Raw genomic sequence first — 19,494 nt, forward strand, 5'->3', positions numbered from 1 at the left:
CATGGCCCGGCCGCCGCGCACGATGACTCCGGAGGAGCGGGCGCTGTGGACCCGCGTGATCGCGACAGTGACGCCGATCAAGCGGGACAAGCCCGTGCCGCCCATACCGATCGCGACCGCGCCAGTCGCAGCGGTCGAACCTCCCGCCAAGGTGAAGGGCAGGGTGCCTCCGGCACGGCCCGCGCCCGTCAAGCCGCCAGCGCCACGCGCGCCGACGCTTGACGGCTCCTGGGACCGCCGTCTCTCGCGCGGCCTCGTTTCGCCGGAGAGCAGCATCGACCTGCACGGCCACACCCTCTCCAGCGCGCATGGCTTGCTCGACCAGGGGCTTGAACGCGCTATCGTGCGCGGCGACCGGGTGCTGCTTCTGATCACCGGCAAGCCGCCGCGCCCCGAATCTGAACGCCCGCACGCGCGCGGTGCGATCCGGGCTGCGGTGGGCGACTGGATCGCCGCGTCGCGCCATGCCGACCGCATCGCGGCAGTGCGCAACGCGCATCCTCGGCATGGCGGTCAAGGCGCGCTTTACATCGTGCTGCGGCGCGATCGAACCGGTTCGGCTCGAAAATCTTAACCCTTTTGGCGGTATATCGGACGCTCGACCCGCGCTCCTGCGGGTTCATGGGGGATCGCGTACACGCGATGAACGGGGTTTCGCTCAAGAGCCGTGCGATCGCCTTTGCGATCTGTGCCGGGGCGTTCGTGTTCATTCTCGCGCTCGCCGCGACCTCGCGCGGCCATTTCGATGTTTCCAACGCCACCCGCGCGCTGATCGCCGCGATCATCTGCGCGGCGATGTGCTGGGCCTATGCCGAGCGAACCATCGCTCACACCGCCGCCGCTATCGACGCCGCGATCGCGCGCCTCGCCAGCGCCGCCAATGGCGACCTCGAGAGCGAAATCCCGCCCGAAGTCGGCGAGTGCGTGCCGCAACTGTCCGATGCGATGGACGGGCTGTTCCGCCAGCTTCACGCCAATCTCGACAGCGTCCAGCGGCTCGCTCTGTTCGACCCGGTGACGTCGCTGCCCAACCGCACGCATTTCCGCCGCAGTTGCGAGCGCGTGCTTACCGACATGCCGCCCGACGCGATGGCGGCGTTGTTCTTCATCGACCTCGACCGGTTCAAGGCGGTCAACGACACGCTCGGCCATGCGATGGGCGACCAGCTGCTGGCGATGGTCGCCAACCGGCTGCGCGCGGTCGCCGACCGCTTCACCAGCGACGCGGACGCGATGCCGCCGCTGATCGGGCGACTTTCCGGCGATGAATTCACCATGTTCTTCCCGGCGCTAGCGCATGTCCGCAACGCCGACCGCATCGGGCGCGGCATCCTGTTCGCGCTGTCCGAGCCATTCGACCTTGCCGATCAGGAAGTGTCGATCGGCGCGTCGGTGGGCATCGCGCTGCGGCCCGAGCATGGCACGACGCTGACGGGCCTGATGCGCGCCGCCGATGCCGCGATGTATCACGCCAAGGCCAGCGGCCGCGGTCGCGCGGAGCATTTTACCGAACGGCTGGCGACCGAAATCGCCGAGCGCGCCCAGCTCGAAAGCGACCTGCGCGGCGCGGTCGAGCGCGACCAGTTCACGCTGGTCTATCAGCCGCAGATCAGCGCCACCGACGGCCGCATCGTCGCTGCGGAAGCGCTGCTGCGCTGGCAGCACCCCGATCGCGGACTATGCCTGCCCGGCACCTTCATCGGCCGCGCCGAGGAAACCGGCCTGATCGTCGAGATCGGCGAGTGGGTGGTCGAAAGCGTTGCCAAGACGATCGCGCGCTGGGGCGCGTTGGGCGTCGAACAGCGCATGGCGGTCAATATCAGCCCGCGCCAGCTCGACCATGCGGCCTTCTTCCGCCGGTTGCGTGACGCGATGCAGATGGCGGGCGCGCCAGCGCGTCTGCTCGAGCTGGAAATCACCGAGACGCTGGCGATGCATTGCTCGAGCGAGGTGGTCGACGCCATCGCCGCGCTGCGTAACGACGGCGCGAGCATCGCGATCGACGATTTCGGCACCGGCTATTCCAACCTCGCGCGGCTGCGCGATCTGCCGGTCGACCGCGTCAAGCTCGACCGCAGCCTGATCGAGCATGTCGCGACTCAGGCCGAGGCGCGCACCATCGCGCAGGCCGTGATCGGCCTGATCCACGGGCTTGGTTGCGAAGCCGTTGCCGAGGGAATCGAGACGCCGGCGCAGCTCGACGTGCTGCGCGTGATCGGCTGCGACGTGCTGCAGGGCTATGTCATTGCTCAGCCGATGGTCGAAGCCGAATTCATCGCCTGGGCGCGCAGCGCGCCCGGTGAGGAAATCCGCGCCGCCGGTTAACCGAACACGCGCTTCAAGATATCGGCGTAGATCGCGGTCAGATCGTGCAGGTCGGGAATCGAGACCGCTTCATCCAGCTTGTGCATCGTCGCATTGACCAGCCCGAACTCGGCCACCGGGCAGATTCGCGACAAGAAGCGCGCGTCCGACGTACCGCCGGTGGTCGATAGCTCGGGCCGGATGCCGAGCAGCGCCTCGACTGCGTCGGAGATGACGCCGGAAAGCGCGCCGGGTTCGGTCAGGAACGCCTCGCCATAGACGCGGCCGCGCACGATCGCGGCCGGGGCATGGGTGTGGACGATCGCCTCGATCCGCTCGATTAGTGCCTGCCCGCGATGTTGGTCGTTGAAGCGGATGCTGATCCGCGCCGCCGCCTTGCCGGGAATGACATTGGTCGCGCGATTGCCGACGGTCAGGTCGATGACCTCGATGTTCGACGGCTGGAACCAGTCGGTGCCCTCGTCCAGAACGATGGCGTCGATCTCGGCCAGCGCGCGGACGAGGCGCGGGACCGGATTGTCGGCGAGGTGCGGGTAGGCGACATGCCCCTGCCGTCCGGGCACCTCGATATCGATCACGGTCGAGCCGCGGCGCCCGATCTTGATCGTGTCACCCAGCCGCGCGCTGCTGGTCGGTTCGCCGACGAGGCACAGATCGGGGATGAGGTTCGCCGCCTGCATCCGCTCGATCAGCGCGACGGTGCCGTAGGTCGCGGGGCCTTCCTCGTCGCCGGTGATGATCAGGCTGACCGTTCCGGCTCGCGGCGTCTGACCCAGCGCGGCGGCGAAGGCGGCGATCGAGCCCTTCATGTCGACCGCGCCGCGCCCATAGAGCAGGTCGCCGCGAATCTCCGGCTCGAACGCGCCCGATGTCCAGCCATCACCCGGCGGCACCACGTCGAGATGCCCGGCAAAGGCGAAATGCGGTCCCGGTCCGGCGATGCGCATCGCGAGCAGATTCTCGACCGGCCCGTCCGGCGCTTCGCCCGCGACGAAGCGCTCGACCGTGAACCCGAACGGCAGCAGTGCCGCCTCGAGCACATCGAACACCGCGCCCTGCGCCGGGGTGACGCTCTCCGCGGCGATCAGCGCCTTGGTCAGTTCGACGACATCGGGCAAACTAATTCCCCCAGCTAGTGGAGGCTCCATTGCCCAAGCTCGACCTCGATACAATCCCGCAGACCAACGCCACCGGCTATCCCGCGGAATATGCCGACGTCGTGCAGGGCCGCTGGTACCGCCGCCTCGCGCCTGCATCCGGCATTGCCGATTTCGGTGCGAGCCATGTGACACTCAAGCCCGGCGCCTGGTCGGCGCAGCGCCACTGGCACGAGGGCGAGGACGAACTGGTGGTGATGATCGCGGGCGAAGCCGTGCTGGTCGACGATTCGGGCGAAACGGCGATGCGCCCGGGCGACGTCGCGGCGTTTCCCAAAAATGACGGCAACGGCCACGTGTTGCAAAACCGCAGCAGCACCGATTGCGTCTATGTGGCGATCGGACGGCAGTCGGCGACCGACTGCCATTATCCCGACATCGACCTGCATTTGTTCGATGGCGAAGGTTTCCGCCGCAAGGACCGCAGCGGGTTCTGACGCCTACCCATTTCGATCGAAGTTGACAAAGTTGACACTCCCGCGGGTAGCTCGCGCGGCGGATGCAACTGATATGCTGACGATGGCCAAGAGCGGACCGGATCTGCGTGAGAGATCGGCAAACGCCAGCCAAGCATCTGAAATCCTACATTACAAGCGGGTCAGGCCGGCTCCTGCTCGAACTTCTCGATCACCCATTCCTCCTCCTGCGCGCCGGCGATCCAGTCCTGCATGAAGCGGTGCTGGAGTACGGCCTGCATATAGGCTGGCGCGAAGCGGGCGACGGGGAGCGAATAGGTGACGAAGCGAGTCACCACCGGCGCGAACATCACGTCGACCGCGCCGAATTCGCCGAACAGGAAGTCGCCGTCGCCGCCATAGCGAGCGCGGGCCTGCGCCCACAGCTCCATGATGCGCTGGATATCCTGCATCACTTCGTCGCTGGGGTTCTTGGGCGGATAGACCTGGCGGATGTTCATGCTGTGCTCGCGGCGCAGCGCGGCGAAACCCGAATGCATCTCCGCCGCCATCGACCGCGCCATCGCGCGGGCGGCGGGATCGGCTGGCCAGAATTTGTCGCCGCCCGATTTCTCGTTGAGATATTCGACGATGGCGAGGCTGTCCCACACCACCGCGTCGCCATCCCACAGGATCGGCACCTTGCCCGACGACGGGGCGAATTCGTCGCCCTGGCGCCGCTTCTCCCATGCCTGGTCGTAGAGCGGGACCACCACTTCCTCGAACGGCAGGCCCGAAAGCTTGCACGCGAGCCAGCCGCGCAGCGACCATGAGGAATAGGCCTTGTTGCCGATGAAGAGCTTGAGCATGGCCCGCGGGATAGCGGCGGGCGGGGGCGGGGGCAACTCACCCAAAGCGGATGTAAGTCCGCAAACCGGGTTGTTCGCGCCGAAATTTGCTTACACGATACGCAAAATGGGGACGACGGGGGACGGAATGCTGCGTGTGTTGGGGCTAGGCGTGGTGGCGGCTGCGTTGGGCGGAGCGGCGCCGCCGCAGACAGTGCCGGCCACCCCGGCACGGCTGCCGGTCGAGGCCTTTGCCGAGCTGCCCCGTATCGACGATCCGGTGCTCTCGCCCGACGGTCAGCGCTTCGCCGCCAAGATTTCCGGAGACGGCAAGCAATTCCTCGCCATCACCACGATGGACGGCGGGAAGCCGCGGCTGATCGCAACCGGCGACGTCGACCTCAACTGGTGGCGCTGGGTCAACGACGAATGGCTTGTCCTGGGCATCGGGGAAGAGATTCAGGTTCAGGGCGAGCCCTGGTATGTCTCGCGCGCGCTGGGCGTGAACGTGACCACCGGCAAGTATCAGCAGATCGTCGGACGGGACGCCGCGCAGAATGCCGATGACGTGATCTGGACCGCGCGCGACGGATCGGCGCGGGTGATGATCGCCTATCAAACCTCGATCTATTCGAACGAGATCGGCTTCTGGCCCAAGGTCGACGAAATCGATCTGGCGACCGGAAAGCGGCGGACGGTGCAGGGACCGCGCGCCGGCGTCCACGATTGGTATGCCGATGGAGACGGCGTGGTGCGCATGGGGATCGGCATCAGTGAGGACGGCCGATCGCGCCGCCTGCTGTACCGGCCCGGTGCCGACACCGCGTTCCGCGTGGTTGACCGCGCCAAACGCAATGAAAGCCGCCTGACCGTCCCGGCGATGTTCCTGCGCGACAAGACCAAGGCGCTGGTGATCGAGGATGATGAGGGCGGCTATTCGGCGCTGTACGAACTCGATCTGGCGACGCTTGAGCCCGGCAAGCAGCTCTTCGCCAGCAAGGGCCATGACATTGCCGGGCTGGTGCGCGGCGGCGACGGCTTCAGCTATCTCGGCGTGCGTGTCGAGGAGGAGCGACCGGAAATACGCTGGACCGATCCCGAGATGGCCGCCATGCAGACCGCGGTATCCGGTCTTGTAAAGGGCGCACGGGTCGAAATCGCCTCGCTCAGCCGCGACCGAAGCCGTGCGATTTTGCGTGTCGGTGGTGCGGATGCGCCGGGCGCATGGTTCCTTTATACCCCCAGCGACAACGTGCTGCGGCTGATTGCGGAGAACAGCGACGCGATCGGCATGCGGCGGCTGCATCCGGTGCGGACGATCCGCTACAAGGCGCGCGACGGGCTGGAGATCGCGGCGGTGCTTACCTTGCCGCGTGGCAAGAAGGACAAATTGCCGCTGATCGTGATGCCGCATGGCGGCCCGTTCGCGCGCGACAGTGAGACGTGGGACTGGTGGACGCAGTTCATGGCCGATCGCGGTTATGCCGTAGTCCAGCCCAATTACCGCGGCTCATCAGGCTATGGCACGCCGTTCACGAAGAAGGGCGAGGGCCAATGGGGCCTCGCGATGCAGGACGACCTCAACGACGCGGTGAAGGCGCTGGCCGATCTGGGGATCGCCGATCCGGCGCGCGTGTGCATGGTCGGCGCTTCCTATGGCGGTTACGCGGCGATGCGCGCGGCGCAGCGCGACGGCGCGAAATATCGCTGCGCGGTGTCCTATGCCGGCGTGTCCGACCTCAACCGGATGCTCGGCCACCAGCGCAATTTCCTGTTCTCGGGCTCGCGCACCGACTGGCTGCGCGAGCAGGCGCCGGACCTGAAGGGGGTGTCGCCGGTCAATTTCCCGGAGGACGTCTCGATTCCACTGCTGCTGATGCATGGCGAGAAGGACCGGGTCGTGCCGATCGTTCAGTCGCGCGTGCTGGCCCAGAAACTGAAGGCGGCGTCGAAGGACGTGACCTATGTGGTCCAGAAGGAAGGCGATCATCATTTCAGCCGCGCCGAAGACCGGTTGGAATTCCTGAAGGCGCTCGAGGCCTTCCTGGCGAAGCACAACCCGGCCTGAGCCGGGCGGTGGTCAGACGCTCACCGCCTCCAGCACGGCCGCGCGCAGCTCGGCGATGCCTTCGTTCTTCTCGCTCGACGTGACGATCAGGTCGGGGTGCGCGGCGACATGCTTGCGCGCCTCGGCGATGGTGCGTTCGGTGACCTCGGCAAGTTCGGCGGCGCTGATCTTGTCGGCCTTGGTCAGCACCAGCCGATAGCTGACCGCGGCGCCGTCGAGCATGTCGAGGATGTCGCGGTCGACCTCCTTGATGCCGTGGCGGGCGTCGATCAGCACGAGCGCCCGCTTGAGCACGTCGCGCCCGCGCAGGAAGTCGTTGACCAGATAGCGCCACTTTTTGACGACATCCTTCGGCGCCTTGGCGAAGCCATAGCCGGGCATGTCGACCAGCCGGAACTTCACCGGATCGCCGATGTCGAAGAAGTTGAGCTCCTGCGTGCGCCCCGGCGTGTTCGAGGTGCGCGCGAGCCCGTTGCGGCCCGCCAGCGCGTTGAGCAGGGACGACTTGCCGACGTTCGACCGCCCCGCGAACGCCACTTCCGGCACCGTCGGGTCGGGCAGGAAATGGAGCGCGGGCGCGGATTTGAGGAACGCGACGGGCCCTGCAAAGGTCTTGCGCGCGCGCTCGATCAGCTCGGGGTCGAAGTCGCTCACTTCTTCGCGGGCTTTGCGGGCTTTGCCGCAGGGGCAGGGGCCGGCAGCGGCTCCTTCAGCGCCGGGTGCCGCATATAGAGGAACTTCTGCTGCGCGATGGTGAGCAGGTTCGAGGTGATCCAGTAGAGCTGGAGTCCCGCCGCGAACGGCGCCATCACGAACATCAGCACCCATGGCATGATCGCGAAGACCTGCTTCTGCATGTCGTCCATCGGCGCCGGGTTCAGCTTGAACTGCGCCCACATCGACACGCCGAGCAGGATCGGCAGCACGCCGATCGCGAGGAACGCCGGCGGGTTGAAGTCGAGCAGACCGAACAGGTTGAGCACATGCAGCGGATCCGGCGCGGACAGGTCCTTGAGCCACAGCGCGAAGGGCTGGTGGCGCATTTCGATCGACAGCATCAGGCACTTGTAGAGCGCGTAGAGGATCGGGATCTGCAGCAGGGTCGGCAGGCAGCCCGCGAGCGGGTTCACCTTCTCGTCCTTGTACAGCTTCATGATCTCCTGCTGCTGGCGCGGCTTGTCGTCCTTGTAGCGGTCCTGCAGCGCCTTCATCTTGGGCTGGAGCGCGCGCATCGAGGCCATCGACGCGAACTGCTTCTGCGCGATCGGGAAGAGCAGCAGGCGGACGGTCAGCGTCAGCGCGATGATCGCGACGCCGAAATTGCCGATCATCCGGAACAGCCAGTTGAGGTAATGGAAGATCGGCTTCTCGAAGATTTCGAACCAGCCCCAGTCGATCGCCTTGCCGAACTGGCGGATGCCGCCCTTTTCCTCATAATCGTCGAGCAGGTTGATGTCCTTCGCGCCTGCGAAGAAGCGCGAGGTCTGGGTTACCATCTGGCCGGGGCCGACCTGGCGTGCCGACGTCGGCTCGAACTGCGCCTGGGTGGCGCCGCCGGGGGCCGGTCGGAAGCTCAAGGCGCCCTTGACGCCCTGATCGGGGACGAGCGCGGTGAGCCAGTAAATGTCGGTATAGCCCACCCAGCCGCCGGTCGCGTCGAAGCGCTGCGCGCCATCTTCGGCGACGGTCTTGTAATCGACGCCGTAATTGACCTTGCCCTCATAGGAGGCGACTGGCCCGGCATGGATCGTCCAGGTGTCGTGATCCTTGCCCGCGCCATAGCGGTAGAGATAGCCATAGGGCGCGACCGAGATCGCCTTTTCACCCAGGTTCGCAACCTTCTGGCGGATCGTGAACATGTAGTTCTCGTCGACCGACAGTTCGATGATGAAGCGCTGCGTGCCGTTGCTTGCGGTCAGCGTCACCGGCGTGGTGGCGGTCAGGCGGTTGCTGCTCGCCTTCCACACCGTGTCGGCGCCGGGAGCGGTGATACCCTGACCGCTCCAGCCGAAGCCGGCGAAATAGGCGTCGCGCGTGCCCGAGGGCGACAGCAGCCGGATCGGGTCGCTGTCCCTGGCGATCGTCTCCTTGTGCTTGACCAGCACCAGGTCGTCGATGCGCGCGCCCTTCAGGTTGATGCTGCCCTTGAGCGCAGGGGTGTCGATCTGCACGCGCGGGGTTTCGCCCAGCACGAGCTTGCGGTCGCGCACCGCGGCGGGCGAATCGGCGGCGGGATCGGCGCCCGGATTGGGCACGACCTCGGTCTTGCCGGCCTCGATCTTGGTTGCGGGCGGCGCGGCGGTGGGGAAGAATTGCTCGCTGAGCATCGGCCACGCGAACAACAGCATGGCGGCGATCACCGCGAAGAGCAGGAAATTCTTCTGTTCGTCTTTCACGTCAGTCCCCGGTTCAGCAGGTCACGGCACGGGATCATAGCCGTGCCCGCCCCATGGATGGCAGCGAAGGATGCGCCGCAGCGCCAGCCACCCCCCTTTGAGCGCGCCATAGCGGCTAAGCGCCTCGATTGCATAGGCCGAACAGCTGGGCGCGAAGCGGCAGCTGGGCGGCAGGATGCGCGACGGGCCGAGCTGCCAGCCGCGCGCGATCAGGATGAAGGCGCGGGCGATCATTTGCGCACCCGCGCGAGCGCCTTGGTAAGGTCGGCCCTGAGCGCCGCAAAGTCGCGTTCGATGCCCGAATTGCGCCCGATCAGCACATGATCGGCGCCGGCAACGCCCTCGGTCGGCAGGATTTCGCGCGCGAGTTCGCGAAAGCGGCGCTTCATGCGATTGCGCACGACCGCATTGCCCACTTTCTTCGATACGGTGATGCCGATTCGCATCGTCACGTCATCGTCGCCGCGCACGCGCACAAGCAGCACGAACCCCGGCATCGGGGCGCGCTTTCCGGCGTTGGCGGCGAGATAATCCTTGCGCTGCGTGAGCCGCGCAAGCGGAGCTGGCGTCAGGCGCTCAGCTTGTTGCGACCGCGCGCGCGACGCGCCCGGATCACGTTGCGGCCGCCCGGAGTCGCCATCCGCGCGCGGAAGCCGTGCCGGCGCGCTCGCACCAGATTGCTCGGCTGAAAGGTCCGCTTCATCGCTCATTCCCTGAATATCAGAACGTAAAAGGGCCGCCACAGGGACGGCCTCGTGTCGGGCGCCTCTATGCAAAAGTGCGGGCGAAGTCAATTCGCGGCGACACTCTTGGCGCGCTGGCGGCGGCGTTTCGCGCTCGCCCGCACGAGAATGCGGTCGATCAGGTCGCCAACGCGGGGCCAGCGTGCCTTGATCCGCACGAACCGGTGCCGCGCCCAGGCCGAATTGCGCAGGATCAGGATGATTCCAGCGGCGGCGAGCAAGGTGCCGCCCGGACCCGGCAGCGGCGAAGCGAGCGGCGCCGCGATCAGCAGCAGCACGCCGGACACGAGTAGGGCGATGCGGAGCAGCGGGTTGGGCTTACGGCGCATCGTTCAGAAGTGGGGAGCGCGATCGCCCGGCGCAACCGCCATGGCGATACAGCCACAATGGATGTGCTTGCTTCTGGACCGGATCAAAGACGCCCTAGATAGCGGTGACCAAGGGGGAGCAATGGTCGCGAGCGTTTCGACAGTCGCCTATCTCGGGCTGGAGGCGCGCGCGGTCGAGGTGCAGTGCAACCTCGTCCCGGGCCTGCCCAATTTCATCGTCGTCGGCCTGCCCGACAAGGCGGTGGGCGAGAGCCGCGAGCGCGTGCGCGCGGCGATGGCGGCGATCGGACTGGCGCTGCCGCCCAAGCGTGTGATCCTCAACCTCTCGCCCGCCGACCTGCCCAAGGAAGGCTCGCATTTCGACCTGCCGATCGCGCTGGCGCTGCTTGGCGCGATGGGCGTGGTCGATGCCGAATCGCTCAGCGAACATGTGTTCGTGGGCGAACTTGGCCTCGATGGACGGATCGCGCCGTCGCCGGGCGTGCTGCTCGCGGCGCTGCACGCGGCGGAAACGGGGAAGGGACTGGTCTGCCCGGTCGCGCAGGGGCCGGAAGCGGCGTGGGCCGGGACGACCGGCGTGATCGCCGCGCCCGACCTGATCGGGCTGATCAACCATTTCAAGGGTCAGCAACTGCTCGGCGCGCCTGCGGTCGGGGAAGCGGAGGAGGTGATCCACGGCCCTGACCTCAATCAGGTGAAGGGGCAGGAGACCGCCAAGCGCGCGCTCGAGATCGCGGCGGCCGGCGGGCACAATCTGCTGATGATCGGGCCGCCGGGCGCGGGCAAGTCGCTGATGGCGAGCTGCCTGCCCGGCATCTTGCCGCCGCTCGAAGCCGCCGAGGCGCTGGAAGTATCGATGGTGGCGAGCGTCGCGGGGACGCTTCAGGGCGGCAAGCTCACGCGCATGCGGCCATTCCGCTCGCCGCACCACTCGGCGTCGATGGCGGCGCTGACCGGTGGCGGGCTGAAGGTGAAGCCGGGCGAGGTCAGCATGGCGCATCTGGGCGTGCTGTTCCTCGACGAACTGCCCGAATTCCAGCGCGGCGTGCTCGATTCGCTGCGCCAGCCGCTCGAGACCGGCACCGTCAGCGTCGCGCGCGCCAATGCGCATGTGACCTTCCCGGCGCGCGTCCAGCTGGTCGCGGCGATGAACCCGTGCCGCTGCGGGCATCTCGGCGATCCGGCGCTGGCTTGCGCGCGAGCGCCCAAATGCGCGGCGGACTATCAGGCGAAGGTCTCCGGCCCGCTGCTCGATCGCATCGATCTGCATGTCGAAGTACAGCCGGTCACCGCCGCCGATCTCGTCCTGCCGCCACCCGCCGAAGGGTCGGCGCAAGTCGCCGCGCGGGTCGCGGCCGCGCGCGCGGTGCAGACGGCACGCTATCGCGAGACTGGCGCGCGCACCAACGCCGAAGCCGACGGCCCGGTGCTCGACGCGCATTCGACGCCGGACGAGGCGGGGCGCAAGCTGTTGGCGCAGGCGGCCGAGGCGATGCGCATGTCGGCGCGGGGCTATACGCGCGTGCTGCGGGTGGCCCGCACCATCGCCGATCTGTCCGGCTCAGGGACAGTCGGACGAATTCACATTGCCGAAGCATTGAGTTACCGTCGTCAGGCGCCGCGTTCATGAGGGGTGCGGCCGACTGAAGGGGGTGCCGTCATGGAATGGATGATCCTACCGCTGAAGCGCTATTTCGATTTCAAGGGCCGGTCGCGGCGCAAGGAGTACTGGATGTACACCTTGTTCGTGATCATCGTGTCCATCGTCCTCAGCATCCTCGACGCCATGCTCGGCCTCGGCGGCAGTGCGACCGGCGACACGGACGCGAGTGCGACCGCTGTGGGCGCCTCCGGTGCGGTATCGGGCGGGCTGCTCGCCAACCTCTTCGCGCTGGCGACCTTCATCCCCGGGCTGGCTGTGATGGTTCGACGGCTGCACGATCTCGACCGCACCGGCTGGTGGGTCCTCGCTCTGATGGGACCGCTCTTCCTGGGCATTATTCTGGTTATCGTCGGTGCAGCCGGCGCGATGTCGGGCGGCAGCAGTGCCGGCTTCGGCGGTGCGGCGCTCGGCGGTATGATCCTGTTGGGTATCGGCGGCATTCTGGGCATCGTGCTGCTGGTATGGGCCTGCACGGAGGGCACCCGCGGGCCGAATCGCTTTGGCGAGGATCCCAAAGGCGTCAGCACCAATGCCGAAGAGGTGTTCGGCTAAGCCATTGCTTGCCCCGGCGTCGCGGATCGTCTAGCGACGCCGGCTCGCTGCCCCTGTGGCGAAATGGTAGACGCATTCGACTCAAAATCGAACGCCGAAAGGCATGCTGGTTCAAGTCCGGCCAGGGGCACCATTTCCTCGCGTCGATCGTCTCGGCGCGTTTCCGCTCGCGTGCCGGATGGCTTTACGTTAAAGTCAAGCCATGACCCAGGCCGCCATCCCGTTCGAGGTTCCGATCCCCGTCGATCCGGCGGACATCGACTTCATGGGGCACGTCAACAACGCCAGCTATCTGAAATGGGTGCAGGCGGCGGTGTTGAGCCATTGGCAAAAGCTGGCCCCCGCCGAGGAAGTGGCCAAGCACCTGTGGGTCGCGCTCAAGCACGAGATCACCTACCGCAAGCCCGCTTTCCTCGACGACGAGGTGGTGGCGACGGTGTTGCTCGAAAAGGTGCAGGGCGTGCGCGCCTTTTACGAGACGATCATCCGCCGCGGCGACGAGGTGCTGGCCGAGGTCAAATCGAGCTGGTGCTGTATCGACGCGCAGACGCTGCGCCCGGCGCGGATCGCCGAGCATATCGTCGAGCACTTCTTCGGCAAGCGCGAGGGCTAGGGTCTGGACCCTAGAGCCAGCGCGGCACGCGGTGGGTGTAGTCGAGATACGGATCGCCGAACTTGCCCGCCATATAGCGTTCCTCGCGCACGATCACGCCATGGTGGATCGTCATGATCAACGGCACGAGCAGCCAGAACACTACCGGCGCGTTCGCCGCAACGCCGAGCGCCAGGTAGATCAGCGTCATGCCGAGATACATCGGGTTGCGCGTCCAGCGGTAGACACCCTGCGCAACGAAGGCGGTCGTCGGCTGCCAGGGCGGGGCAGGCGTGCCCGCCTTGCTGAAGCGCCGCCATGCCGCGGCGATGAAGCCGGCGCCCGCGACGATCAGCAGGGATACCACGGTCCAGCGCAGCGCATCGGGCATGTCGAGACCTTGCGTGCGCACGACACCATATTCGAGCGCAATGCCTGCGATGAGAAAGCCCAGGAAGATCAGCGGAGGCGGCGCGATCACGCCGGCAACGTCACGGTTCGTTTCGGTCATGGGGTCTCCTAACTCGCCGCATCGAACTTGTCGCGCTTGCGCTGTCCGAACAGCAGCCGCCGTTCGAGATGCAGCCGCGCGGCGGCGTAATAAGCGTCGAGAAAGGCGCGGTCATCGCCCTCATCCACACGGCCGAGCTTGCGGCGGATCACGCCCGCGACGGTAACGATCGCGTCGCGGTCGTCGCGGCGCAGCACTTCTTCGAGGCGCTGCACCTCGAACTGGCCATAGACGGCGAGTTCGGCCGGGGTGAAGCTGTAATGCTCGGCGCGCGGATTGGGCCGCGCGATCAGGTCGGGCGCGATCTTGGGCCGCTCATTCTCCACGACCCAGGTGCCCGCCAGCATGTCGCCGGCGCGCAGTCGGTCGCGGTTGAACAGCGGCATGAACAGGAAGATGCCGGTCCACACGAAGCCGAACAGCGCGAGCCAGCGATTGCTGAACCCTTCCGCACGAGCGCTCACCACGAAGATCAGCGGCAGGAACACCTCGATCTCGCGCATCAGGTTGCGCGCGAGCACCGCGCCGCCGGTCAGCCGCCCGCCGTCGCGCGCGACCACCCGCAGCTTGAGCGCGCGCTTGCCCGGCGTGGCGGCACGCGCACCGCTTTCGAACAACGTGAAGTAGAAGTTGCGCAGCAGGAACAGCCCGAGCAGCCAGATGATCGCGGCCGGACCGAAGGTGCGGAAGCCGCCGAGGATGAACACCGCCAGCACCGTCACGGCGATCAGCGCGGCGAGCATGATCGCGGCGTCGATGCTGAAGGCGGCGGCACGTGAACCGGCGCTGGCGAGGCGCAGGTGCAGCACGACGCCCTCGGGCGTCACCAGCTCGCGGATGCGGCGGGCCTCGCGCTCAGCCACGTTGCGGCCGCCCGGCCAGCATGAAGTAGATCACCCAGAAAGCGAGCATCATCGCCGCGATCGTGTAGCGCGCGATGTCGGCGACGATCAGCTGGCGCGCAAAGCCTTCGAGCAGTCCGGCGATCAGCAGCATGATGACCACGCCGATCATCACCAGCGCGCCACGCCGCCCGGCCTCGCCCGCGGCGGCGAAGCGCGTGCGGTTACCCGGAAAAGCGACCGCGCGGCCGATATGCAGCCCCGCCGCGCCGGCCAGGATGATCGCGCTCAATTCGGTCGTGCCGTGGATCATCAGCCAGCCGGTCAGCCCGTAACCCAATCCCTTGGGCACGAACACGGCGTAGAAGGCGCCGAGCATGATGCCGTTCTGCGCGATCAGGAAGAAGGTCGGGATGCCGAAGGCGAAGCCGAGTGCGAAGGCGAGGATCGAGATCTGGGCGTTGTGCGTGAACAGATAGGTCGCGAACACCTCCAGCCCGCCCTTTTCGGGCCGGTCGTACAGCGTCGAGCGCAGATGCTCGGCGGTCGCCTGCATGTCGCGGCCGCCCGACAGCTCGGGCGAGACGAGGGCGGAGAACCAGGCTGGATCGGTCGCCACCAGCACATAACCGGCGAGCGCGCTGCCGGAGAGCAGCGCCGCGATCAGCGCGATCTCACCCCAGATGCCGCGCACCGCCGCCGCCCAGCCGCTCGCGAAATACTCGCCGATCTGCCGCCACAGCGAATCGCGGCAGCCATAGAGAATGAAATAGGCGCGCGTGGACAGGCTCTCGAGATAGGCGATCATCGACGCGTCGAGCGAGGTCTCGCGCGCGATCGACAGCGCCGACAGCGTGGCGCGGTAGAGGCGGGGCAACTCGATCAGATCGTCGTTGGTGAGGCGTTTGGGCGACTTCTTCTCGACCAGATCGAGCAGGGTTTCGAGCCGCTGCCAGTCGGCCTCGCGCTCGGCGCGGAAATGGCGCAGGCCGAAATTGGGTTGAGCGGTCGTCATGGCCGTTCGCGATCGCGGACGTAACGCTCGGCCAGCGCGAGCGCGAGGTCGCCGGGCGCGGCTTCGAGCACGTCCATGCCCATGCGCCTGAGCCGCTCGATGACGATCCGGCGCTCGCGGATCAGCGCGTGCGCGACATTGGCGCGGATCACGTCGTCGGCGCTCTCCGGCCGCGCGTCTAGGATCGAATCGAGCTCGGTGTCGTGGAACAGCACGAACAGCACGCGGTGGCGCTTGAGCATGCGGGCGGCGGCGGCGATCATCAGCTCGGCGGCGGTGGGATCGGTGAATTCGGTGAACAGGATGACGAGGCTGCGGCGCTGGAGCCGCTGGTCGAGGCTGACCAGCGAGAGCGTGTAGTTGCTCTCCTGCGTGCCGTAATCGATTTCGGCGGCGGTGCGGTGCAGGGTTGCGAAGCCGCTGCTGCCGGTCACGCTGCCCGAATCCGCATTTGGACGCGCTGCGAAGCCGAACAGGCGCACGCGGTCGCCGGACTTGAGCGCGACGAACGCGGCAAGCAAGGCGGCGGAGACGGCGCGGTCGACGCGGGGCAAACCGTCGACCGGCTCGCTCATCGCACGGCCGCAATCGACCGCGAACACGACGCTGTTGTCGCGCTCGGTGCGGTATTCGCGGGCGAGCAGCGAATAGCGCCGCGCCGATGCCTTCCAGTCGATCGCGCGGCGCTCCATGCCGGGCTGGAAATCGGTGAGTGACTGGAATTCGGTGCCGTCGCCGCTGTCGGGGCGGATGCGCGTGCCGAACTGGCGGCTGCGCATGAACTGCCGCATGCCCTGGTCTCGCACCGGCGCGAGATCGGGCGTGACGATCACCTTGGCGTCCACCGCCCGGCTCTTCTGGCGCCAGGCGAGTCCCAAAGGCCCGGCGACGCGCGCCCAGAGCCGTTCGACGGTGGCGGTGCCGCGGCGGGCGGCGGTGAATGCCGTCGGCCCTTCCGCCGCGTCGAGCGGCGCGGTCGCCTCGGCAGCATAGTCGAACGCATCGCCCGGTTTGAGATCGAGCCGTGCCCCGACCTCAACCGATCCAGGCACCGCCAGCGCCAGATCGCGCTCGCGGATCATCGGCGCCATGACGCCATCCAGCGCGGTGAGCACGCACACCGCCGCGACCCAGGCAACCGCCGCTAGCCAGCCGCTCGGCTGGATCACGCCGAGCACCAGCGCCATCGGCGCGGCGGCGGCGGCCAGCAGCACGGCGCGCTGGGTCGGGATGATCAACGCGGCGCCTCGACCCGGTCGATCAGCTGCGCGACGATGTCGTCGGCGCGGCGGCCGTCGATCTCGGCCGAGGGCGACAGCACGACGCGGTGGCGCAGCAGCGCCGGGGCGAGCAGCTTCACATCGTCGGGAATGACATAGTCGCGCCCCTCCAGCGCCGCTGCGGCGCGCGACGCGGCCGCGAGTGCGGAAGCGGCGCGCGGCGAGGCGCCATTGGCGAGGTCGGGATGCCCGCGCGTCGCCCGGATCAGCGACACGACATAAGCGATGATCTCGTCCGCCAGCCGCACGCCGAGCACCGCGTCGCTCGCCGCCGCCAGCGCGGCACTGTCGGCGATCTGCGCCACGCCGCTGTCCTCTGGCCGCGGCGAGCCCGTGCGCGTGCCGTACTGCGCGACGATCGCGCGCTCGGCGGTCTCGTCGGGATAGTCGATCGCCAGCTTGAACAGGAAGCGGTCGAGCTGCGCCTCGGGCAGCGGATAGACGCCCTGCTGCTCGATCGGGTTCTGAGTCGCCACGACGGTGAAGCGTTCGGAAAGTTTTTCCGTATTCCCGTCGATGGTTACGGCGCGTTCCTGCATCGCTTCGAGAAGTGCGGCCTGAGTCTTTGGCGGGGTGCGGTTGATCTCGTCAGCCAGCAGCAACTCGGTGAACACCGGGCCGCGCGTCAGCTGAAAGGACGAGGTCTGGAAGTTGAACAGGCTCGCCCCGATGATGTCGCCGGGCATCAGATCCGGCGTGAACTGGATGCGCCCGAAATCGAGCCCCAGCGTTCGCGCGAAGCTCTGCGCCAGCAGCGTCTTGGCGGTGCCCGGCGCGCCTTCAAGCAGGACATGCCCGCCCGAAAGGATCGCGATCGTCAGCAGCCGCGTCGTGCCCGACTGGCCGACCACCGCCTTGCTCACCTCGGCATCGATCGCCGCGCCCAATGCGCGGACGTCATCCAGGGTCATGCCTTCACTTCCTTTCGCCAATCGTCGAGGTGCTGCGCCGCGCGCAGCAGGTCGGTTTCGGTCTTCGCCTCGCGCAGCGCCGCAGCGGTGGCGGCGTAGCGGGTGGCGGTCTGCAAGCTGTCGAGATGCGCGTCGAGCGCCTCGCCTTGCAGCGTGCGGGGCATCGCCAGCCGCCGCGCGGCCCAGTCGCGGATCGCGTCGGCAAAGGCGGCACCGCCCTCGCGCGTGCGGCCGGCGCGGCGGGCGAGGCTGACGATATTCTCGATCAGCGCGCGCTTGCCGAACGCGAGCGCGCGCGGCTCGCGCCGGGCCGGGCCGAAGCGCGTGAAGGTTGCGATCCCCGCGAGCAGCGCCGCGGCGAGCAAGGCGATCGTCACACCCGCAAAAGGCGGCTCGAACATCAGCTGACCGATATTGCGCCCGCCCGCACCGAAGGGAAGCATCGTGTCGAACGCGACCACGCCGGCATTATCCGGGTCGAGCGCCCTGAGCAGCGCGATCGCCGCCTGCGCGTTCTGGCGATTGGCCATGCCGAGATTGTTGACGAAGTCGGGGTCGGCGAGGATGTAGGTGTTGGCGCCCTTGACCTCGGCCAGCACCGATGCGCCATCCGGCGCCTCGATCAAGCCTACGAGATTCTCCCCCTCGATCGCCTGCATCGCCTCGGCCGTGCGAAACGGCCGCAGTGCAAGGCCGGACGGGTAGCGCAGCCGCGCATCGGCATCTTCGCCATGCGGCTCGATCCTGGTGACCGAACTCAGCAGTCGCTGCAGCACGCGCGGTGCGACCATCGCGACCCGTTCCTCGCGGCTGGGCCTGAGCTCCTGCGGCGCGGCAACCCATTTCGGCAAAATGATCAGCTTGGGGCCGTCATGCGACGACATCGCCTCGAGCAACTCGTTGGGCTGGGTGCGAACATTGGGCAGCAGGATCAGCAGCCCGTCGTCGCGGTCGTCCGGCCCGCGGCTGAGCCACGGATCGCCGCCCGAGCGCTCGATCAACTGGTAGAGCGCGTGAAAGCCCGTGGCGTAGCGCGAATTGGGGCTCGGCGTGTTGCCGCGCTGGCGCTCGAACCGGTCGCCATAGGTCGCGGTGAGCAGGAAACCGAGCATCGCCACCACGCCGACGGCGATCAGCACCAATATTGTGCGCTTGCGGAACGGGCTGGCGTTGCTCATCGGCCGCTACCCGAATGTCCAAGTGCGAAGCCGGCATAATCGGACCGCGCGCGGGTCCAGTCGGCCTGCGCCAGCGCCGCGCCGCCGAACAGGCTGCGTTCGACATCGGCGACGATCCGGCCGAAGATGCCGCGCGCGGTGTCGGGCAATCCGTCGAACCGAGCGATGTCGCGGCTGGTCAGCGACGGGCGCAGCGGATCGCCGCGCCACTTCTCGATATCCTCGATGCTGCGGTGGAGAATCAGCCGCACCGCCTCGGCATAGTGGCCCTGCGCGGCAAGCTGGTCGGCCTCGTCGAGCAGCGCGCGGGCCACGGCTTTATCGGGCGCCCAGCGCGGCGCTTCTTTCACTTCGCGCCCGCGCCAGCGCGCGAGCCATTCGCGGGCGGGCGCGTATAATATGAACAGGATCGCGATCACCGCTGCGGCGCCGGTCAGCCACAGCAGCACCGTCCAGCCGTCGCCGACCCATTCGACGAACCGGCCCAATGCCGCGAACAACTCCTGCAGCCATTTGGGCGGCGGCTGCACATCGGCCTGACGCCATGGCAGATCGAACTGGATCGAATTGTCGGCGCGGATCGCCTTATGGGCGGCGTCCACCGTGGCCGGATCGCCGAACGCCGCGCCATTGCTTGCCGGTGCGGTCACTTGGCTTTCCCCATCGCTGTCCTTGGAGCAAATCGCCAA

At 67.5% G+C, this 19,494-nt stretch carries 22 protein-coding genes and 1 tRNA gene; 8 read left to right on the top strand and 15 right to left on the bottom strand.

Annotated features, from left to right (window positions below; all coding sequences use genetic code 11):
* The first annotated feature begins 1 nt into the window (after position 1).
* Positions 2 to 574 carry a Smr/MutS family protein gene (locus M9978_RS16015; protein ID WP_254294921.1) on the top strand — a complete coding sequence of 191 codons (573 nt, stop codon included), beginning with the start codon at positions 2 to 4 and terminating at the stop codon, positions 572 to 574.
* A 68-nt stretch (positions 575 to 642) separates the two neighbouring features.
* Positions 643 to 2,325: a putative bifunctional diguanylate cyclase/phosphodiesterase gene (locus M9978_RS16020; protein ID WP_254294923.1), complete on the top strand. Its 1,683-nt coding sequence runs from the start codon at positions 643 to 645 to the stop codon at positions 2,323 to 2,325.
* Here the strand turns inward: M9978_RS16020 and dapE are convergent.
* Positions 2,322 to 3,473 carry a succinyl-diaminopimelate desuccinylase gene (gene dapE / locus M9978_RS16025; protein WP_254294926.1) on the bottom strand — a complete coding sequence of 384 codons (1,152 nt, stop codon included), beginning with the start codon at positions 3,471 to 3,473 and terminating at the stop codon, positions 2,322 to 2,324. The genes M9978_RS16020 and dapE overlap by 4 nt on opposite strands.
* Here dapE and M9978_RS16030 point away from each other — a divergent pair.
* The gene (locus M9978_RS16030) at positions 3,473 to 3,919 is read left to right on the top strand and encodes a cupin domain-containing protein (protein ID WP_254294928.1); all 447 of its coding nucleotides are present in this window, start codon (positions 3,473 to 3,475) and stop codon (positions 3,917 to 3,919) included. The two genes, dapE and M9978_RS16030, sit on opposite strands and share 1 nt — an antisense overlap.
* A 161-nt stretch (positions 3,920 to 4,080) precedes the next feature.
* Here the strand turns inward: M9978_RS16030 and M9978_RS16035 are convergent, their stop codons facing one another.
* Positions 4,081 to 4,746, bottom strand: coding sequence for a glutathione S-transferase family protein (locus M9978_RS16035; RefSeq protein ID WP_254294930.1), 666 nt, complete (start codon positions 4,744 to 4,746; stop codon positions 4,081 to 4,083).
* A gap of 127 nt (positions 4,747 to 4,873) precedes the next feature.
* On the opposite strand from M9978_RS16035, the gene M9978_RS16040 reads away from it, so the two are divergent.
* A complete protein-coding gene (locus M9978_RS16040) occupies positions 4,874 to 6,793 on the top strand; it encodes an alpha/beta hydrolase family protein (protein ID WP_254294932.1) in 1,920 nt (639 codons plus the stop codon).
* Between the two features lie 12 nt (positions 6,794 to 6,805).
* On the opposite strand, the gene yihA is transcribed toward M9978_RS16040, so the two are convergent.
* The 6 genes from yihA to M9978_RS16070 all read right to left on the bottom strand — a co-directional run bounded on the left by yihA (position 6,806) and on the right by M9978_RS16070 (position 10,261).
* Complete coding sequence (gene yihA, locus M9978_RS16045; protein ID WP_254294934.1) at positions 6,806 to 7,447, bottom strand: ribosome biogenesis GTP-binding protein YihA/YsxC; 642 nt, start codon at positions 7,445 to 7,447, stop codon at positions 6,806 to 6,808.
* Entirely contained in the window at positions 7,444 to 9,189 is a 1,746-nt protein-coding gene (gene yidC / locus M9978_RS16050) for a membrane protein insertase YidC (protein ID WP_367305110.1), read from the bottom strand. The genes yihA and yidC overlap by 4 nt, the downstream gene beginning before the upstream one ends.
* A gap of 21 nt (positions 9,190 to 9,210) precedes the next feature.
* Complete coding sequence (gene yidD, locus M9978_RS16055; protein WP_254294937.1) at positions 9,211 to 9,423, bottom strand: membrane protein insertion efficiency factor YidD; 213 nt, start codon at positions 9,421 to 9,423, stop codon at positions 9,211 to 9,213.
* Entirely contained in the window at positions 9,420 to 9,761 is a 342-nt protein-coding gene (gene rnpA / locus M9978_RS16060; protein WP_302054057.1) for a ribonuclease P protein component, read from the bottom strand. The genes yidD and rnpA overlap by 4 nt, the downstream gene beginning before the upstream one ends.
* Positions 9,758 to 9,892: a 50S ribosomal protein L34 gene (gene rpmH, locus M9978_RS16065; protein ID WP_044332822.1), complete on the bottom strand. Its 135-nt coding sequence runs from the start codon at positions 9,890 to 9,892 to the stop codon at positions 9,758 to 9,760. Before rpmH ends, rnpA begins: the two co-directional genes overlap by 4 nt.
* A gap of 87 nt (positions 9,893 to 9,979) precedes the next feature.
* Positions 9,980 to 10,261, bottom strand: coding sequence for a hypothetical protein (locus M9978_RS16070; protein ID WP_254294941.1), 282 nt, complete (start codon positions 10,259 to 10,261; stop codon positions 9,980 to 9,982).
* Between the two features lie 121 nt (positions 10,262 to 10,382).
* Here M9978_RS16070 and M9978_RS16075 point away from each other — a divergent pair, with 121 nt between their 5' ends.
* The 4 genes from M9978_RS16075 to M9978_RS16090 all read left to right on the top strand — a co-directional run bounded on the left by M9978_RS16075 (position 10,383) and on the right by M9978_RS16090 (position 13,089).
* Complete coding sequence (locus M9978_RS16075) at positions 10,383 to 11,891, top strand: YifB family Mg chelatase-like AAA ATPase (RefSeq protein WP_254294943.1); 1,509 nt, start codon at positions 10,383 to 10,385, stop codon at positions 11,889 to 11,891.
* A 30-nt stretch (positions 11,892 to 11,921) separates the two neighbouring features.
* The gene (locus tag M9978_RS16080; protein ID WP_254294945.1) at positions 11,922 to 12,476 is read left to right on the top strand and encodes a DUF805 domain-containing protein; all 555 of its coding nucleotides are present in this window, start codon (positions 11,922 to 11,924) and stop codon (positions 12,474 to 12,476) included.
* Between the two features lie 49 nt (positions 12,477 to 12,525).
* Positions 12,526 to 12,609: transfer RNA gene (locus M9978_RS16085), tRNA-Leu, on the top strand.
* Between the two features lie 69 nt (positions 12,610 to 12,678).
* On the top strand, positions 12,679 to 13,089 hold the full coding sequence (locus tag M9978_RS16090) for an acyl-CoA thioesterase (protein WP_254294947.1): 411 nt from the start codon (positions 12,679 to 12,681) through the stop codon (positions 13,087 to 13,089).
* 10 nt (positions 13,090 to 13,099) lie between these two features.
* Here M9978_RS16090 and M9978_RS16095 read toward each other — a convergent pair whose 3' ends face one another.
* The 7 genes from M9978_RS16095 to M9978_RS16125 are packed head-to-tail and all read right to left on the bottom strand — an operon-like array spanning position 13,100 to position 19,455.
* Positions 13,100 to 13,579, bottom strand: a complete 480-nt coding sequence (locus tag M9978_RS16095; protein WP_254294949.1) for a methyltransferase family protein — start codon at positions 13,577 to 13,579, stop codon at positions 13,100 to 13,102.
* 8 nt (positions 13,580 to 13,587) lie between these two features.
* Positions 13,588 to 14,442, bottom strand: coding sequence for an RDD family protein (locus M9978_RS16100; RefSeq protein WP_254294952.1), 855 nt, complete (start codon positions 14,440 to 14,442; stop codon positions 13,588 to 13,590).
* Complete coding sequence (locus M9978_RS16105) at positions 14,435 to 15,436, bottom strand: stage II sporulation protein M (protein WP_254294954.1); 1,002 nt, start codon at positions 15,434 to 15,436, stop codon at positions 14,435 to 14,437. Before M9978_RS16105 ends, M9978_RS16100 begins: the two co-directional genes overlap by 8 nt.
* Positions 15,433 to 16,674, bottom strand: coding sequence for a DUF58 domain-containing protein (locus M9978_RS16110; RefSeq protein WP_254294955.1), 1,242 nt, complete (start codon positions 16,672 to 16,674; stop codon positions 15,433 to 15,435). The genes M9978_RS16105 and M9978_RS16110 overlap by 4 nt, the downstream gene beginning before the upstream one ends.
* Positions 16,671 to 17,627: an AAA family ATPase gene (locus M9978_RS16115; RefSeq protein ID WP_254294956.1), complete on the bottom strand. Its 957-nt coding sequence runs from the start codon at positions 17,625 to 17,627 to the stop codon at positions 16,671 to 16,673. The genes M9978_RS16110 and M9978_RS16115 overlap by 4 nt, the downstream gene beginning before the upstream one ends.
* Positions 17,624 to 18,805 (bottom strand): hypothetical protein, encoded by a 1,182-nt coding sequence (locus tag M9978_RS16120; protein WP_254294957.1) that lies wholly within the window; start codon positions 18,803 to 18,805, stop codon positions 17,624 to 17,626. The genes M9978_RS16115 and M9978_RS16120 overlap by 4 nt, the downstream gene beginning before the upstream one ends.
* The gene (locus M9978_RS16125; protein ID WP_254294958.1) at positions 18,802 to 19,455 is read right to left on the bottom strand and encodes a hypothetical protein; all 654 of its coding nucleotides are present in this window, start codon (positions 19,453 to 19,455) and stop codon (positions 18,802 to 18,804) included. Before M9978_RS16125 ends, M9978_RS16120 begins: the two co-directional genes overlap by 4 nt.
* Positions 19,456 to 19,494: the final 39 nt, after the last annotated feature.

Origin of the sequence: Sphingomonas tagetis (assembly GCF_024211275.1) — a bacterium.
GTDB classification, from domain to species: Bacteria; Pseudomonadota; Alphaproteobacteria; order Sphingomonadales; family Sphingomonadaceae; genus Sphingomonas; species Sphingomonas tagetis.

Excerpts from the sequence above, each read along its gene's own strand:
- M9978_RS16080 (WP_254294945.1), top strand. The coding sequence starts at position 11,922 with ATGGAATGGATGATCCTACCGCTGAAGCGCTATTTCGATTTCAAGGGC.
- dapE (WP_254294926.1), bottom strand. The coding sequence starts at position 3,473 with ATGGAGCCTCCACTAGCTGGGGGAATTAGTTTGCCCGATGTCGTCGAA.
- M9978_RS16020 (WP_254294923.1), top strand. The coding sequence starts at position 643 with ATGAACGGGGTTTCGCTCAAGAGCCGTGCGATCGCCTTTGCGATCTGT.
- M9978_RS16120 (WP_254294957.1), bottom strand. The coding sequence starts at position 18,805 with ATGAGCAACGCCAGCCCGTTCCGCAAGCGCACAATATTGGTGCTGATC.
- M9978_RS16115 (WP_254294956.1), bottom strand. The coding sequence starts at position 17,627 with ATGACCCTGGATGACGTCCGCGCATTGGGCGCGGCGATCGATGCCGAG.
- M9978_RS16040 (WP_254294932.1), top strand. The coding sequence starts at position 4,874 with ATGCTGCGTGTGTTGGGGCTAGGCGTGGTGGCGGCTGCGTTGGGCGGA.
- M9978_RS16075 (WP_254294943.1), top strand. The coding sequence starts at position 10,383 with ATGGTCGCGAGCGTTTCGACAGTCGCCTATCTCGGGCTGGAGGCGCGC.
- M9978_RS16095 (WP_254294949.1), bottom strand. The coding sequence starts at position 13,579 with ATGACCGAAACGAACCGTGACGTTGCCGGCGTGATCGCGCCGCCTCCG.
- yidD (WP_254294937.1), bottom strand. The coding sequence starts at position 9,423 with ATGATCGCCCGCGCCTTCATCCTGATCGCGCGCGGCTGGCAGCTCGGC.
- rpmH (WP_044332822.1), bottom strand. The coding sequence starts at position 9,892 with ATGAAGCGGACCTTTCAGCCGAGCAATCTGGTGCGAGCGCGCCGGCAC.
- M9978_RS16090 (WP_254294947.1), top strand. The coding sequence starts at position 12,679 with ATGACCCAGGCCGCCATCCCGTTCGAGGTTCCGATCCCCGTCGATCCG.
- M9978_RS16015 (WP_254294921.1), top strand. The coding sequence starts at position 2 with ATGGCCCGGCCGCCGCGCACGATGACTCCGGAGGAGCGGGCGCTGTGG.
- M9978_RS16105 (WP_254294954.1), bottom strand. The coding sequence starts at position 15,436 with ATGACGACCGCTCAACCCAATTTCGGCCTGCGCCATTTCCGCGCCGAG.
- M9978_RS16070 (WP_254294941.1), bottom strand. The coding sequence starts at position 10,261 with ATGCGCCGTAAGCCCAACCCGCTGCTCCGCATCGCCCTACTCGTGTCC.
- M9978_RS16035 (WP_254294930.1), bottom strand. The coding sequence starts at position 4,746 with ATGCTCAAGCTCTTCATCGGCAACAAGGCCTATTCCTCATGGTCGCTG.